This window comes from Enterococcus devriesei, from assembly GCF_001885905.1.
Taxonomy (GTDB): Bacteria; Bacillota; Bacilli; order Lactobacillales; family Enterococcaceae; genus Enterococcus_A; species Enterococcus_A devriesei.
Genome location: NZ_JXKM01000006.1, coordinates 1 through 16,172, shown reverse-complemented (window position 1 = coordinate 16,172; position 16,172 = coordinate 1). Strand labels below are relative to the sequence as shown.

The 16,172-nt window shown below is 37.5% G+C and carries 13 protein-coding genes and 1 riboswitch; of the genes, 4 read left to right on the top strand and 9 right to left on the bottom strand.

The window, feature by feature from the left end:
* Positions 1–185: 185 nt before the first annotated feature.
* The 5 genes from mgtA to RV00_RS09590 all read right to left on the bottom strand — a co-directional run bounded on the left by mgtA (position 186) and on the right by RV00_RS09590 (position 5,419).
* Complete coding sequence (mgtA, locus tag RV00_RS09610; RefSeq protein WP_084133281.1) at positions 186–2,924, bottom strand: magnesium-translocating P-type ATPase; 2,739 nt, start codon at positions 2,922–2,924, stop codon at positions 186–188.
* 117 nt (positions 2,925–3,041) lie between these two features.
* Positions 3,042–3,413: a GNAT family N-acetyltransferase gene (locus RV00_RS09605; RefSeq protein WP_249024088.1), complete on the bottom strand. Its 372-nt coding sequence runs from the start codon at positions 3,411–3,413 to the stop codon at positions 3,042–3,044.
* Between the two features lie 97 nt (positions 3,414–3,510).
* The gene (locus tag RV00_RS09600; RefSeq protein ID WP_071862559.1) at positions 3,511–4,185 is read right to left on the bottom strand and encodes an MgtC/SapB family protein; all 675 of its coding nucleotides are present in this window, start codon (positions 4,183–4,185) and stop codon (positions 3,511–3,513) included.
* Positions 4,186–4,332: 147 nt separating this feature from the next.
* Positions 4,333–4,502, bottom strand: a riboswitch (M-box (ykoK) riboswitch).
* A 423-nt stretch (positions 4,503–4,925) separates the two neighbouring features.
* On the bottom strand, positions 4,926–5,081 hold the full coding sequence (locus RV00_RS16415; protein ID WP_169818944.1) for a hypothetical protein: 156 nt from the start codon (positions 5,079–5,081) through the stop codon (positions 4,926–4,928).
* 5 nt (positions 5,082–5,086) lie between these two features.
* Positions 5,087–5,419 (bottom strand): ArsR/SmtB family transcription factor, encoded by a 333-nt coding sequence (locus RV00_RS09590; protein ID WP_071862391.1) that lies wholly within the window; start codon positions 5,417–5,419, stop codon positions 5,087–5,089.
* Between the two features lie 799 nt (positions 5,420–6,218).
* On the opposite strand from RV00_RS09590, the gene RV00_RS09580 reads away from it, so the two are divergent.
* Positions 6,219–6,482: a hypothetical protein gene (locus RV00_RS09580; protein ID WP_071862390.1), complete on the top strand. Its 264-nt coding sequence runs from the start codon at positions 6,219–6,221 to the stop codon at positions 6,480–6,482.
* A 241-nt stretch (positions 6,483–6,723) separates the two neighbouring features.
* Here RV00_RS09580 and RV00_RS09575 read toward each other — a convergent pair whose 3' ends face one another.
* The gene (locus RV00_RS09575) at positions 6,724–7,023 is read right to left on the bottom strand and encodes an ATP-binding cassette domain-containing protein (protein WP_446682002.1); all 300 of its coding nucleotides are present in this window, start codon (positions 7,021–7,023) and stop codon (positions 6,724–6,726) included.
* Between the two features lie 16 nt (positions 7,024–7,039).
* Complete coding sequence (locus tag RV00_RS09570; protein ID WP_071862389.1) at positions 7,040–8,371, bottom strand: FAD-dependent oxidoreductase; 1,332 nt, start codon at positions 8,369–8,371, stop codon at positions 7,040–7,042.
* Positions 8,372–8,940: 569 nt separating this feature from the next.
* Between RV00_RS09570 and RV00_RS09565 the strand changes: the two genes are divergently transcribed.
* Positions 8,941–10,170 (top strand): chloride channel protein, encoded by a 1,230-nt coding sequence (locus RV00_RS09565; protein ID WP_071862388.1) that lies wholly within the window; start codon positions 8,941–8,943, stop codon positions 10,168–10,170.
* Between the two features lie 223 nt (positions 10,171–10,393).
* Here the strand turns inward: RV00_RS09565 and RV00_RS09560 are convergent, their stop codons facing one another.
* On the bottom strand, positions 10,394–11,062 hold the full coding sequence (locus tag RV00_RS09560; protein WP_071862387.1) for an aspartate/glutamate racemase family protein: 669 nt from the start codon (positions 11,060–11,062) through the stop codon (positions 10,394–10,396).
* 557 nt (positions 11,063–11,619) lie between these two features.
* On the opposite strand from RV00_RS09560, the gene RV00_RS09555 reads away from it, so the two are divergent.
* Together RV00_RS09555 and RV00_RS16880 are read left to right on the top strand one after the other, a co-directional pair.
* Positions 11,620–12,225 carry a rhomboid family intramembrane serine protease gene (locus RV00_RS09555; RefSeq protein WP_071862386.1) on the top strand — a complete coding sequence of 202 codons (606 nt, stop codon included), beginning with the start codon at positions 11,620–11,622 and terminating at the stop codon, positions 12,223–12,225.
* 364 nt (positions 12,226–12,589) lie between these two features.
* Positions 12,590–12,760, top strand: a complete 171-nt coding sequence (locus RV00_RS16880; RefSeq protein ID WP_084133280.1) for a CPBP family glutamic-type intramembrane protease — start codon at positions 12,590–12,592, stop codon at positions 12,758–12,760.
* A gap of 240 nt (positions 12,761–13,000) precedes the next feature.
* Here the strand turns inward: RV00_RS16880 and RV00_RS09545 are convergent, their stop codons facing one another.
* Positions 13,001–16,060, bottom strand: a complete 3,060-nt coding sequence (locus RV00_RS09545) for a type I restriction endonuclease subunit R, EcoR124 family (protein WP_071862385.1) — start codon at positions 16,058–16,060, stop codon at positions 13,001–13,003.
* Positions 16,061–16,172 lie beyond the last annotated feature (112 nt).

The window sequence follows — 16,172 nt, the reverse complement described above, 5'->3', positions numbered from 1 at the left end:
TTTGAATCACAAACGACCAGTACAGACACACACACATATACAACAAGAAAAGTATAAAAATCACTAACAATCTCACTCTTCTCACTTCTTTCGTTGTTCCCTTCGTAAAAGGAACACACTATTTTTTTGATGACGGGTAACCTGAAAAATTGCCTACTTGACTGTATACTGTAAGATAGTCTATTTTATAGCAACTCTTTATAACGATGGATATAGAATCGTTTCACGATGGTCACTAAAGCCAAGTACGACACAGTAGTAGCTGCTAACCATAACCAATAATCGGTCGGTAAAGCTGCTAACCCTAAACTTTGTCCAAAGTTTGTAAATGGCAAGACTGTCCCTACAGCAATACCTAGTGAAGTAATAGCTGTCATGATAAATGAACCCCTGCTTTGAATAAACGGAATCTTCGGCGTCCGTAATGCATGTAGTACTAAAGTCTGTGACCATAAGGATTCCACAAACCAACCAGCATGGAACACAGCAATAAACGCGACTTGTTGAGCTGGTGTCAGAGTATGAAATTCTCCGCCAATAACAGCCGGACAAATGACAAAATACATGAGTAAATAGGTCGTAATATCAAACACGGAACTTGTTGGTCCTAACCAAATCATAAATTTCCCAATACTAGAAGCTTCCCAACGTTTCGGTTCATCTAGATATTCTCTATCCATGTGATCCCAAGGAATCGATACACAGGAAATATCATAGATAAGATTTAAAAAGAGAATTTGTAAAGGTAACATTGGTAAAAATGGTAAGAATGTACTGGCAACTAAAACTGAAAACATGTTTCCGAAATTTGAACTTGCTGTGGCTTTGATATATTTCATGATGTTTCCAAATGTTTCTCGTCCAGAAATAATCCCTCGTTCCAAAATCATCAAGTCTTTTTCCAATAAAATAACGTCGGCGGATTCTTTGGCAATGTCAACCGCGGTATCCACTGAGATACCAACATCTGCTGCTTTCATAGCTGGTGCATCATTGATTCCGTCACCAAGAAATCCTACAGTATGACCATTTTCGCGTAAAACCCGCGTAATTTGTTGCTTTTGGTGTGGATTTAGTTTTACAAATACGTTGTATTTTTCTACTAAATGGCTAAGTTCTTGATCTGAAATATTTGTAATATCCTCACCACTAATTAACTTTTCTGTCCCCAAGCCAACTTGTTTACAAACTGACTGTGTTACCAAGACATTATCCCCAGTCAACACTTTCACACCAACTCCATGCGTCTTTAAAGTCTCTAATGCTTGTTTAGTTGTTTCTTTTGGAGGGTCTAAAAAGGCTAAATAGCCAATTAAAACCATCTCAGATTCGTCTGCTACTGAAAACTCTCCTACAACGCTAGGATTTGTCTTTTGTGCAACACCAATCACTCGTAAGCCATCTTCATTTAATTCGCTTACCTTTTTCAATATTTCTTGTCTAACCTCATCAGTCAATTCTGTAACGGTCCCTCTAAAATCTACAAAGCTTGAGATGCTCAACATTTCTTCAATTGCACCCTTAGTGATCATTTGGGTTTTTCCACTAGTATCTTCTACTACCACACTCATACGTCTACGTTCAAAATCAAAAGGAATTTCATCAACTTTTTTGTAACGTATTTCTTTCGTATCCAGTTCTTCTTTTGCCGCATCAATAATAGCAACGTCCAACAAGTTTTTTAATCCTGTTTGATAATAACTGTTTAAATAAGCATGGCGTAATACACGGTCGTCTTCCTCGCCAGATAAGTCCAAATGATACTCCAAAATGATCTTATCTTGTGTCAGTGTTCCTGTTTTGTCGGTACACAACACATCAATAGCACCGAAATTTTGAATCGAATTGAGATTTTTTATAACCGTTCCTTTCTTCGCCATAGCTGTTGCCCCTTTGACCAAATTGGTTGTAACAATCATAGGCAACATTTCAGGCGTCAAACCAACCGCTACAGATAAACCAAATAGAAAAGCTTCCATCCAATCCCCTTTAGTAAATCCGTTGATGACTATAACTGTTGGTGCCATCAAAGCCATAAACTTGATAAAGAGAAAAGAAGTTTTTCGAATGCCCGTTTCGAAACTAGTTTGAATCGGCTTACTTGATAATGATCCCGCAACATTTCCAAATAGAGTACGATTACCAGTTCCAATTACCACACCTTCGGCACTTCCGCTAATAACATTGCTTCCCATATACACCATATTCTCGTAGCTAGTTTCAGAATGATTTTGCGTAATAATAGCTTCTGAACGCTTTTCGACCGGATAGCTTTCTCCTGTTAGTGCGGATTGTGAAATAAACAAGTCCTTAGTTGCAATGAGTCGGATATCAGCCGGAATCATATCCCCAGCTGATAATTTGACAATATCTCCACAGACAATTTCTTCCATAGGAATTTCATCATATTTGTTCTTACGTTTTACGGTTGCCGTTACTTTTACAAGCGATTTTAGTTTTTCCGCCGCTTGATTTGATCGTACAGATTGAATCAACGTCATTGTTCCACTAATCAAAACCATTGCAAAAATAATACAACTACCAAAAAAATCACGTTCCTCCGGTGCCGCAATAACAACATCTGTAATAAAAGAAGTAATCCCCAATCCAATCAGAACTAACGTAAAGGGAGTGATATAAGCTTTTACCATTTCAATGAAAAAGGGGGTTTTCTTTCCATATGAAATCTTATTATCCCCATATTCATTTCTTGCTCTGATTGCTTGTCCCTCAGACAGTCCTTTTTTTGATGTTTGAAATGTATCAAAAAGATTTTCAATTGTTTTTCGTGCTATTAAACCATAATTTACATCGTGATTCCCATTATTTTTAATTTCCACTCTTCTTTCCTTCTCTCCAAAAAAAATTCGCCACAATCCTATCCCAATCATTAGGTATAGAATGATATTTCCTAGCGTCTTCATAAAACTTCCTCCTTGCTAGGGTTTGGAGAGTCCAGGAACTAAAAACAAATAGACAATAATAATTGATTTGTTTTTAGTTCACTCTTTTTCCGCAAACCCAACTGCCTCGAACTACTGTCATCCATTTGTTTTCATCTCCTTTTTTTTCGAAAAGTATACTAATTCTTTTTTAAATACTTTTAATGTCAACCCATTTTCATGATAAGCATCCATTAAATCACAATACCCCATTTTTTCATAAAATCCCCAGGCTTGTTTTCTTCCAGTTAAAAAAATGATGGAAAAGTTAAAATTTCTAGCTACCTGCTCGGCATACATAATCAGTCTTTTCCCCAAACTTCTTCCTTGATAATCTGGATGAATAGCCACTTGCTTTATTTGAATGCAGTTTGAAGAGCAGGGATGCATTAGTAGAGTACCTACTGTCACACCATTCCGTTTGACCACCAAATGAATGTCGTTTATCTCACTGATAGGTGAGGCTGTCAAATAGGATTGTCCCGCGCTAACTCTCAATAACTCATTCCGTAAAATAATCGCTTCCCGATAAGTTCGACTATCCCATCTAACTATAGTAAACACTGTTTTACCATGTTTCTTCCTCCTTCGTTAGCTGATAAACTTCAAGTACTTCTTTGTTTCTCGATAAATGAGCAATGATTTCCTTCATTGCTAGATCCATATTTGAAGCGGGTTCAAGCTCAACCTGTAATTGAACCATATCTCCAGCAAGGTCTTGACATACAAAATGATAGAATGATAAATAATACCGATCTAGTTGGGCGATAGTTTCTGTTCTCAGCGAAACTTCAGATGAAATTTTACCTGTAATGATCAAAAAGGAATTTTGCACGTTATCTATAGTATCAGGTCGATAAACTTCCGCAATTTGATCAAATCGATGAGAAATAAAACGTATCACAATGTTAACAAAAGTGATCACAATTGCTGCCAAGAACCCTTCTTTAATCGATCCCGCACCAATCATTACTCCTACTGCAGCTGTACACCAAAGTGTCGCAGCAGTATTTAAACCTGTAACGCTAAAACCATCCCGTAAAATGATACCCCCTGCCAAAAAACCTATCCCGCTAACTACTTGTGCTGCTATTCTTGTTGGGCTAGTATCTGCCGTAAATGTCGAAGACAAAGAAACAAAAATTGTTGCTCCCAGTGAAACTAAAACCATCGTACGTACTCCAGCTAGTTTTTTTCGCCACTGACGTTCAATTCCAATCAATCCACCTGCCAGTACACTCATAAGCAACATAATTAAAAATTCATAGCATCACTTCCTCTCTAGGTTATTAAAAATAAAAATGAATATGTTAAATAAAAAAAACGGTTTTTCGCACAAAAACTCCGCGAAAAACCGTTCTAAAATCATCAAATCACATGACAAAATAAGACGTCGATCTAATCGTTGAGTTTTGGCACTATACAACGTAAAGACAAACATCTTAGCTACCTTAAGAAAAGCCTTGTATTCGACAATCCCTGTTCTACCCATTGGCGTCTCTCGACATTTTTGGGCAGTAGCCTATGTTTGCATAGGAGCCTCACCTAACAAATCATATTTTATTTTCATGGAAATAATAACAAAATGAATTAACACTGTCAACAAACAATTTTAGATTTATAAAAGAAATTTTGAAGAATAATGAGTTAATAATAGAACACTCTAGTTTAGTTATTTAAATTCAAAACGAAATTTGATCCCAAAGAATTCTATGAATTTCCAACTAATTAGGCTAAAAGAGCCCCCTTATGGTACGTTTACTATTTACTAGAATAGCGCTAGTTTTTCACCCATCCACATATCCAGATTATGGGTTCTTACTGTCCCTGCATCTCACTGTAATATACATGATTCATATATAAAGAATCTATTCTAATAATTTTGATCCAAATCTCGAATCGTTGATTCGTCAAATATTCGAAGGAATACTCTACAAAGATTCTGGCCTCGATAAAAACTAACCTATTTTTCAACAAATAAATTTAGACTAGCGCAGCTTGAAGACTATCTCCTTTTTGTTGATATTCAGCAAGTTTCAAGTGGGTATTGATTGGGAATATTGCGCTATTTTCAACATAATATTCAAGCTCATTCTCATCGGAAAAACATCCGCATCTCCCAATTAATACTTTTTTCATACCATTTACACTTTCCTTTTCTCCATAGCAGTCGTCACATTCGTCAGTAATTTTTTTAACTTGTCAATCTCAGTCGTGACATGCGTTAAATAATAGTAATTCTTCGTTCCTTCGCGACGATAATCCACCAGCTTCGCATCTCTTAAAATTTTAAGATGATGGGAAACTGCGGGCCGTGATAAATTGGTCGCTTCGATCAACTCGTTCACCCGCAAACCTTGGCAACTTTCCTCTTCCAATAACCGCAAAATAATTGCTTGCCTCTTCTCGTCTCCTAATGCGACCAAAAAGCTGCTTATATCGGCAAATTCTGCTTTTAATTTGATTAACTCATTCATTATACTTCTCTCCATTTAATGGTTCTTATTTTTAAACCATTAAACCATTACCTGATTGATTTGTCAAAATGTAAGCAGCATTGTCGATTTACTACATTTGTAAAACAATTACAACGTATTTGAGGGCCGTGACTATGGTAGTCAAAGATATTGTTGCTTTTCTTATTTGTGTCCTTTGTGGTATTTTAGCGCCTATAAAATTGCCTTATTTACCAAACGTCCTTCTCTTTTAGACATGCTAACTGTTTTAGCCTTTTCTGGCAGTTCACTCGTCTTTTTCTATTACTATTTCGAAAGAGTCCGCTCACCTATTATTTAAGTTTTTTATTTCTCAATCATTGTTGGCTCAGCAATCTTGTTTTCAAAATTGAAAGTAAAATGGAACACATAGTCATTCTATTAGGATTACACTTTTTGTTTCTTTTGAAATCGGTCTTATTAATAACTTCGGATTCGTTCTTCCTAAATCCTAATACCAACCTACTTACTTAACTTATAGAATTTGCTACCATTGAAATATGTGCTAGATGAACAACAATGCGACAAGTCATGGCTCTCATCAAAGTTAGAAAGATGAAGGAATTCCATAAAGCAACTGCAATCTTGTCTCTTACAAAGGATGTAAACAAGAATAATTCAGGCAAGATTAAATAATCATCAAGAAAAATTTGTCAAAATAAATTTTTGTGGTATTTGTTAAAATTAAAAGGAGTAAAATGGGTATAAGCTATTAATCTATGAAGTGACGCTATGTTAGTTTATTTCTATACTAAAATATTTGTATTATGGAGTGATCTTAATGAAGATAAAGATGAAGAGGTTTGGTTTTTTTTTATTAGGGGTAATTGCGACTTTAGCAGTTGGTAGTTTTGTTTTGGGTGTTTTAGGTTATTTGTTAGCCAAAAACAGTCCTGAGAGCACCGATAGTTCTCCGCATAGTAGTTCGGTAAAAACAAGTCGCAATACTTTTGAGAGTAGCTATGAGCAACAAGCTTTTATAAAAGTTCAGCCAAGCCAAAAGAATTCAGGTCAAACAGCTGAATCAAATCAAACTTTTTCCTAAAATATGAGAAAACGAAACAACAGAGACTTCCTATTTCAATATTTAATTTTAAATGAATAATCTCCAACAACGGATTATAAGCAAGGCTCATCGTTCAAAAACATACCATCAATTATAGCATCGTCTTTTTATATATTTTTCATACTTACTTAGTCAAAATTAGTTGATGCGATCCCATTGATTCATAGTCATTTAGATAACTACAAATCAATGGCGATGTTCATCAAAAAAAGATATCCAATTATAATAATTGGTAAGCTAATTTCTTTTGTTTATCTTTACTAAAATGATCTAACTGAATCGTCTGACGACCAAAACCTTTCGCAAATTCAAAATCGTGGGTAATGATCATGAACGTGACTCCCCGCTTCGCGTATTCTTTAATCATTCGCTGGACTCTTCGCATATTTCCGGCATCTAAACCAGAAGTTGGCTCATCTAAGATCAAAAGTTCTGGTTCACGCATTAATCCCACCGCAAAAACAAGCCGTTGCTTTTGACCACCTGATAAGGTTGCAGGGTGCTGGTCTTTAAATTCCAGTAAGTACTGAAAGCTACTACTTCAACACATCATTCAGAGCTTCACTCATGGTTGGGTGAGAATAAATATGATCTCGTAACATCGTATACGGCAATTTAGCCTTGATTGCTAGGGCAATCAAATTGATCACTTCATGTGATTCTTCCGCGTAAATGCTAGCCCCTAGAATTTGCTCCGTGTCAGGGTCGACCAATACTTTAAAGACCCCCTTCGCATCTTCCATGACCTGCGCCTTAGGTACTCCAGCCGTCATAAATTTGAAAAGTTTATAGTTGATATTGGCTTTTTGAGCTGCTTTTTCGGTTAATCCAACATTGGATAATGGTGGGGTAATAAATACGCTGTATGGAACTACGCTTCGATCAGAAACTCGGCGCGTACCTTCATCAGTTAATTGATCTAAGATAATCCGGTAGTCATCTAATGAGATATAGGTAAATTGCAGACCACCTTTGACGTCACCGATCGCCCAAACATCTTCGGCTGTTGTTTTTAACAAATCGTCCACCACAACGGCCCCGCGTTCGTTCACTTGAATCGTCGTGTTTTCCAAGCCTAGATCAGCCGTGTTGGGTTTTCTGCCGGTAGCAGCTAAGACGTTGTTCGCTGCTATTTTTTTAACAGTGCCATTTTCCGTATAAGTCACTTCAGCCATGTTGGTTTTGTCTTGAATCTGATCCACCGCAACACCGAGATGAAACTCAATGCCAACTGCAGTGAGATCCCGATAAATCATTTCAGCGATATCATCGTCCTCCCGAGGGATAAAGCTTGGGTTGGCATCTAAAACGATCACTTTACTCCCATAGCTAGCAAACATCGCCGCAAATTCCAAGCCAATGTAGCCGGCTCCGATGATCACCAATGTTTCAGGCAATTCGCTTAGATCCATCGCACTGGTAGAATCCAATAAATAGCGACTGTTTTGTAACCCAGGGATTGGCAGGATCACTGGGAGAGCACCGGTATTGATAAAGATTTTTTCTCCTTCAACTTGGATCGTTGATTGGTCCGGTAATGTGACTTCCAACACATGATCTGAAATGAATTTAGCCGTCCCATCTAAAACTTTGCCGGTTGGTTCATCTGCAATCATATGATAATTTTTATTACGTAGCATGCCTGTTAACTGTTCCTTATGTTCAACCGCTTCATTAAAGGTTAACTTTTTTTCACCATTTAAAATCAAAGATTTCGAAGGTATACAACCAATATTAATACATGTTCCACCGTACATTCGTTGAGATTTTTCAATCACTAATACCGTTTGACCTTTAGCAGCTAACGTTTTAGCTAACGTTTTGCCGCCTTTACCGAAACCTATAATAATATTTTCATATTTTTCCATGACGAACCTCCAACTTTCTCTGTACCTATCGGTAGGTACAGTTTGATTATAGAACCTTCACCATTCAACTGTAAACTAATCTGTTTGACTAAAAGTACCAATTTTTAAAAATTAGATTTCAGCCATTTTTAGAAAGCTTTGTTTCAAATAAACTCGGAGAACCGACTGCCTTCTCCGGGTTGACGTTACTATTCCGTTAATGAGCCGCCATTTGAGGCGTTCACTTCTTTGTACCAATTGAAACTTTTCATTTTTAGCGTTCCAAAGTGCTTGATCCATCACTCTGGCGAACGCCATAGATCAATGCCATAACGTTTTTGATCTCTGCAGTGGCAAAACTAATCGATACAGCCCTTCCTCATTGTGATATAAAAGGGCTTTACTCACTTTTTCGACCCAACTTTGTTAAAATATTAAGTAAAGTAAGTACTGAACATGTTTCAAATGAAACGCAAAACAATGCCCATGTCTTGTATGAATTATGAACCAATAAGCAATATGGCTACATCGAAATAGCCAATATCGGGAGCAGCTACTTGCTCCAACTAAAATTAAAAAGGGGGCCTTCAATGAAATTTAAAAGTATGTTCACCATCTATGCGGCTGTGCTTGGTTTATGTGTTGGTTTAGTCTCAGGGGCTTTTTTGACGCTCGTCAATTTGCTGAGCCAACTGTTATGGGAGATTGTGCCTGTTAGTTTCGATCTGCCTATTTACTATCCGATCATTTTCGGATTGATCGGCGGGGTCTTGGTCGGCTTATTCCAAATCTATGTAGGCGATTATCCTAAATCAATGGAAGATACCATGGAAGAATTCAAAGCGACGAAAGCAGTCAAATATAAGAAAAAATTAGCCAAAAACTTTTTAGGTGCCGTTCTGGTTTTATCTTTTGGGGCAAGTTTAGGACCGGAAGCTGCCTTAGCCTGTATCTTAGGAGGATTGGTCACTTGGGTAGGTGACCATTTAAAATTTACTTTTGCGCGAAGGGAAGAATTTCTAAAACTAGGGATTGGTGCGATGCTGGCAACGATCTTCAATGCACCCTTAGCTGGAATCTCAGAACCATTAGAAGAAGAATATACGAGCAAGACTCGCCGCTTAAAATGGAAAAAGCTGGTTCTCTACGCCCTGACCACGGCCTTCGGTTTGGTCGGTTTTTCGCTAGTAGAGCAGCTGGTTCCTAAAGAAACGATTTTCAAGATCCGGATTCCGGTCGTTGACTGGACACCCCAAGCCTTCTTGTTAGCTATCCCTGCTTTACTAGTCGGCATTGCTTTTGGCTGTCTGTTTTTAGCGTTAGAAACATTCAGTGACAAATTGGCCGAAAAAATCCAGCGACCGCTGCTGTTAGCCGTCTTGGCTGGATTATTATTGGGTAGTTTGGCCATGATCTCACCGTATTTTCTCTTTTCTGGTGAGCATGATCTACTGCCTCTCTCAGAAAATTATCAGCAGATGACCGCCGGCTTTTTACTGTTCTTAGCTGTGGGAAAAATCTTTTTGACCAATCTTTCTTTTGCCTTTGGCTGGCGGGGCGGGAAAATTTTCCCGGCGATTTTTGCTGGTGCCGCAATCGGCTTTGCCTTTGTCAACCTCTTTCCTTACACACCGGGGCTTTTGACCGCGATCATCGTGGCCGCCAGTGTGACGGTGATTTTAAAACAAGCGATCGTGACCGCCTCTTTATTACTATTGCTGTTTCCTTTACAGTTTTTTCCAGCGATTTTATTGGCTTGTTTTATCGCTCAAAAATTCAGCGCGTTTTGGACCAAAGCGCCTCCCGAAAAATCCGTTTGATAAAAAAAACTTCGTGAGCTCCGATAACTTTTGAGCAATAAGACCGCTGATTGCTGATAACGCTAATTCGTGAAGTCAGACATGGCTATTCTTGCTGCAAAGCGATCTATTCATGTAAAACTTTTATGCTCTTTTTATAGCTAACAAAGCCGCTGAGTCGTTTGCCTTAGCGGTTTTGTAATAAAATAGTGTTTTACGCCCATGTCTTGCTCAAGAAATGTGCTTAAAATTTCTCAGTGTCAAAGAGAATTGATTTTATCGTTGCAATTAACGCCTCATCAGGATTGAGACAGGGAATTGTGGTCCTCGACTGATATTCGGCCAAAAAATATGGGAAATGCGTACACCCGATCAAGATCGCTTCGACATGATTTTTCTGGAAAAAGCTCATGGAATCCGTCAAGCCAAATTGATCGACAATGATGTTCGGCGCGATCTTCGCTTCGACGGCTTGGACCCAATCCAAATTTGTGACATTGTAGACCTGGATGCCCGCATGATGCTGGACTAAGACACTCTCAATGCCCGCTGCACCTTGGCCGTTAGCCGCCAGTACCCCGATGCGCCCATATTTTTCCGCAAAAGCAGCATACATCTGAAAAGGTGTCACAATCGTCAAAGCATACTGCTCGGCAAAATAGTCAAAATCGATCGAAGCGCTCAAGGAATTGCAATAAACTAGCAGCAGATCGACCTTTTCGCGGACCAGTTGCTGAATTCTTTTTTCAATTTGCTGCATTTTTTCAGACGTCGGCAAGGTTTGGAAATACGTCTGTTGCACCGGATTTTTTGAAATAGCAAGCTCGATCAGCTCACAGGGAAAGTCTTGGATCAGTGCGGCTCCCATCTTTGTATCGACTGGCGTCCCCGCCATTACAGCAATTTTTACCATCCTTATGACACTCCCTTCAAAAAAAGAATTTTTGATTATTATACGCTAAAAACACTTTTTAACAAATAGCCACACGCTCCTAGCTTTCGAGAATATGCTCAGCCCTCCAAAAAAAAAACGACATTTTTGCTTCATTTCATAGCGAACTAGTTCATCCAGTCAGTCAGTACCAGAGCGGTTGATCGAATCTTCTTAATTAAAGCAATTTACCGAAGAAGTTGTTTCAACCTTCAAGAAAAATAACGGTGAAAACAGAATCTGAAATTAAGCAGCGGCCACCGGCAAATTCCTGGGAGAAATTCATGAAATGCTAGAAACCGCTCCTTCAAAACTGATACTTGAATCAATACAGCTTAAGTCTGATTGAATAAGAAAAAAATGAATGCTATCATCGCTTTATATATCATAAATTATATTTGGATGAAGCATTGACGAATCGTTTATTTACTAAAACACCAGTTTTGGTAAGACTTGTTTACATAAATAAGCAAAGCTTCGATTCCGCTCTGTTGACTATCATGACTTGTCTTATCTTACTAACTAAAAAGGGGGATGACATGGAAAAAAGAAAACTAGATAAGTTAATCAGCTTCAACTCACCAGTTATTTTAGGACTGACCATAGCATCGTTTATCGTACTGATTCTAAATGTAATGACGAATGGAGAAATCAACAAATTATTGGCTATATACTATTCATCCTGGGCAGACCCAATGATGTATTTACGCTTATTTACCCACACACTTGTTCATCAGGATTTGAGCCATTATTCGGGAAACTTTCTACTATTATTAGCAGTTGGGCCATTAGTAGAAGAAAAGTATGGCAGCAAAAATGTGTTAATCATGATACTGGCTACTTCTGCAATCATCGGCTTGATCAATGTCATTTTCTTTCCGCGGACAATGCTTTTGGGCGCAAGTGGCATCGTGTTTATGTTTATACTGCTAGCTTCCTTCACTAACATAAAGGATGGCAAGATTCCCCTTACAGTTATTTTGGTAGGCACGCTTTATATCGGAAATGAAATCGTAAGCGGTGTGATATCCCATGATAATATTTCGAGAATGGCCCATATCATTGGTGGTTTGTTAGGTGCATTGTTTGGATACTTGTTTCATATGAAGGGACTTCAAAATAAGAAGGAGAAGTATCCTTATTAAGAGGCTTAGACTAAAATCAGAGGGACAAAAGGATTCATTCGATACGACCTCTTTAATAACTATTTCGTAAACAATTATCCAATATCCGCCGACACTCAAAGCATTTCTAAACAAAAAACAAGCTCAACTCAAAGCTCTCATTTTTAAAACGAGACTTTTGAGTTGAGCTTGTTTCTATTAATGTAGACAGCGAGTTTTAGTACAAAAATGCTAGCACTACCAAATAATCGAAGGTTTCTTTACATAATCTTGGTCTATCCCAACATTATTCGGAACAAAGATACTATTCTGTCTTACTGGGAGGAAATTATTTTTCGTGCCGAAATCATTAAGCTGCTTTGTAAGAAGCTGCCGATCCTAAGCATTGTATTGCATTATCTGCTTCGGCATGATCCATATGGGGACAGATATCCCTAACTTCGTTTTATATGCATCGATGGGATTAGTCTTCGTATTAGCCTATTACAAAACTGGAAGATTGAAAGTTTCAATTATGGATCATTTTTTTAATAATACTATCAGCATTGTCTACTAATTCATCACGATTATCTTTATATTGTAATAACTTAGTAGCAAACTCCTGATAAAAATCAATCCAGTCATACTGTTGCGCATAGCCCATCTAATGTTAAAAAAAATCAAAATAGTCTGAATGACCTTTTAAAATAAACATTGCAGCTGGTCCATTGTAATTCAAAAAAATATCCCAAAAGCTGAAATCAAATCAGATTTTGAGATATTAAAGTTCATGATAGAAATAGAAAATATTTTGTATTTACATTTTTCTCAGTGGTAAAATCTCCTCTGACATCAACTCGTCCAACTCTTTACGAACAGACTTCCAATATTTTAATTTACTTACCGGTTCCTCAGCTTTTTGTTTGTATTCTTCATAATTACTTGTTCGTTTTAACTCTGCTTCACCATTTTGACGTGATCTTTTAGGATTGTAATTAGAAACCATAAATTCTAGCTCATCTTCATTGACTTGCCATTTGTCAGAAAATTTCTCAACTAATTCATATGTAGTGTCATGAATTAAGTTTTCAAGTAGAACAGAAACATTTTGATTCCGATAGGCCTCAGGATCTTTTTGAATATCATCCCATAGATTTTTCATTAAATCAGCCATCTTAGAATTATTTTTCCCTAAATCCTCTAAATATCGAGTGACTTCTTCAGCAGCTTTTTGATCTGTTTTAGGAATTAATTCATATTCATCATCACCCTGTGGCACAAAGGATTGAATCAACATCAAAATATATTCATAGTTGATTTCTTCTGTTTTAATGGACTCCAATTCGTATTCGATATCGATTTCTGTATCATCATCTCCAGCATCTACTATGTCTGGTGTGATTTCGACTAACACATTGACGTATTTTCCTTTAAATTCTTCGATCTCTTTAAATTTCATCGAAAAAACAGTTCCTAGCATGTCGTCTTCATATTCACTGTACACTTGTACCGAAGTAAATGTTTTATCCAATTTTTGGAAGGCTTTCGCAAATTTTTTCTTCAAGGTAATATTTAATTCATCCACTTCTTCTGGCGATGGCGCTATCGTTTTCAAAGCTTGAATAGCTTCTTTAAAAGCTGCAGCTGCTTCTTCCCAAGTAGGTGCTAAAACGACATTTTCTCCACCATTTGAATATAAAATTAACGCTTCTTTGACACTGTCTTCAAAGGTTTGAGGCATCTGAAACGTTACAATTTGTCCATATTTTTTATATTTATCAAACAGCCGATTCGTTCGCGAAAAGGCTTGAATCAAATCATGGGGCTTCATTGGCGGTCGATCAATAAACAAGGTGGATAGGCAGGGTGCATCAAAACCTGTTAATAGACGGTCCACAACAATAACCAAATCTAACTGCTCTGAACGTGGTAAATATCTTTCCTTCTTACGCGCCAGACGATCATTTACATTGCGATTATAAGCACGAATAGTTTCCATTGAATAGCTTGTCCCGTATTCTTCATTATAATCACGAAGAGATTCCTTCATCTTCTCCTGATTAGTGATTGAAGCCTCTTCATTTTCAGAAATTGAGTAGGTGATGGCAATTTTAGGAAAATCAGGTAAAACGCGTTTTGTTTCTTTCGAAATTTTTAGATCGGTCTCTCCTGCTTTTATTCGTTTAAACAAATCATAATACTTTTGTGCCTGAGCAATCGATGATGTTGTTAAAATAGCCGCATACGTTTGTCCGGGTCCTTTACTGAAGCCCAACTTCTTTCTCGATTTGTTAATGATCGAGTGAATCACTTCCAACATATGATACTCATCTTCATAAACAACTTTGGGTAGAATATCTTCTCTTTCAGCCAAGTCCATTTCTTCTACGTCTAGCAAATCTTCCGCATACATCTTAGACACTACTCGATTTAACGATTCTTCAGAAAACGTGCTTTGATACTCCACTTGAAAACCTAAAACTGCCTTATCATGAATCGCTTCTTTGACCGTATACTCATGTAGTCTTTTGCCATACTGTTGCTCCGTAGTTCTAGCTAAATTTCCTAATGCTTTCTTAGCATTTTCCTTAAAAATTGGCGTTCCGGTAAATCCATACCATAATGAATGAACGAAAAACTCTTCAATCTCTTGCTTCTTCTGTGGAGAAACAGCACGATGACACTCATCCACGATAAAAGCGGTTTTTAATTGCGTTAACTGTTGGTAACGTTTCGTCTCTTCTTTTCCACGAAGACGCTTCATAACATGATTCAATTTTTGAATAGTCGTTACGATCACAGTACGATCATCAGACAAAAGCTTCTTAATCAAGTCACTGACATTGTCCGTTTCATCTACTTCGATCACGTCATTTTCCGCATAAGAACTAAAAGAGCTAGAGGTTTGCTGATCCAAGTCCACTCGGTCAACAATAAAAATCGTTTTATTAATAGAGGGAATTTGAAGCAAATTCCGCGCTACTTTGTAAGAAGTCAATGTTTTACCTGAACCAGTCGTGTGCCACACATAGCCGGATTCTTGCCGTTTCGAAGCTTCTTTGACCGCTTCAATGGCATGAATTTGATATGGACGTAACAAGATTAAAGCCTTTTTCTCTTTGTCCATTACGGTATACTGTGTCACCATTTTGTGCGCTTGAGGAATGGATAACACTTCCTCCGAAAATTCCAAATAATCATTGATCGGTTGATTGTCTTTGTCTACCCATTTTGTCAAAAATTGTTCATTTAACTTCGTATCCATCGCTGAAGCAATGTATCGCGTATCAGTTCCATTGGAAACAACAAACATCTGAAGTGAAGAGTAAATTCCAGTAAACTTTCCTTCCTTCAAATACTTCTTAATTTGTCGAAAAGCGTCCATGTAAGGGTGGTTTCGATTTTTTAACTCGATATGAATCATCGGCAGTCCATTAATTAGCAATGTAACATCGAAACGTCGATTCTGATCTTCAAACGATTTCTTATTACTTTCAAACTGGTTAATCACTTCATAAGAAGACATCCCCCCAGCAACATCAGCCCGATTCAAAACTCGCAGACGAATTGTTCCTAAACACGCATCCTCTCTCTGAACTTGTACCTTAGCAATCCCATTTTCCCCTACTAGCCAACGAGCAGCTTCATAAAAATTTGGAAAGTTTAACTGATTTTGAATTTGACGAAACTCCTGTTCAGTCAAGGGAACTTGATTCAATATATCCTTATTATTATTTTCCAATTTTTCACGAAAATTATTCCATAAATCTGCTTCCGTTCTAAGATCTTTTCGATAAATCCACTGCGATTCACCTGTGATTAAATGTTGAATCAGATTATTTTCAATAACAACTTCCGGTGTCATTCTGTTTCCCATCTATTTTCCACTCCAAACAAACAAGTCATGTAATCAATAACGTTACTTTAAGTATATCACTGATTTGAGTTTTAGTAATGGAGATACTGACCGATGGGAACAGCGTAAGTTT

What these genes read in the sequence shown, in the direction of transcription:
- mgtA (WP_084133281.1), bottom strand. Translation starts at nt 2,924, where the DNA reads ATGAAGACGCTAGGAAATATCATTCTATACCTAATGATTGGGATAGGA.
- RV00_RS09600 (WP_071862559.1), bottom strand. Translation starts at nt 4,185, where the DNA reads ATGAGTGTACTGGCAGGTGGATTGATTGGAATTGAACGTCAGTGGCGA.
- RV00_RS16415 (WP_169818944.1), bottom strand. Translation starts at nt 5,081, where the DNA reads ATGAAAAAAGTATTAATTGGGAGATGCGGATGTTTTTCCGATGAGAAT.
- RV00_RS09590 (WP_071862391.1), bottom strand. Translation starts at nt 5,419, where the DNA reads ATGAATGAGTTAATCAAATTAAAAGCAGAATTTGCCGATATAAGCAGC.
- RV00_RS09580 (WP_071862390.1), top strand. Translation starts at nt 6,219, where the DNA reads ATGAAGATAAAGATGAAGAGGTTTGGTTTTTTTTTATTAGGGGTAATT.
- RV00_RS09570 (WP_071862389.1), bottom strand. Translation starts at nt 8,371, where the DNA reads ATGGAAAAATATGAAAATATTATTATAGGTTTCGGTAAAGGCGGCAAA.
- RV00_RS09565 (WP_071862388.1), top strand. Translation starts at nt 8,941, where the DNA reads ATGAAATTTAAAAGTATGTTCACCATCTATGCGGCTGTGCTTGGTTTA.
- RV00_RS09560 (WP_071862387.1), bottom strand. Translation starts at nt 11,062, where the DNA reads ATGGTAAAAATTGCTGTAATGGCGGGGACGCCAGTCGATACAAAGATG.
- RV00_RS09555 (WP_071862386.1), top strand. Translation starts at nt 11,620, where the DNA reads ATGGAAAAAAGAAAACTAGATAAGTTAATCAGCTTCAACTCACCAGTT.
- RV00_RS09545 (WP_071862385.1), bottom strand. Translation starts at nt 16,060, where the DNA reads ATGGGAAACAGAATGACACCGGAAGTTGTTATTGAAAATAATCTGATT.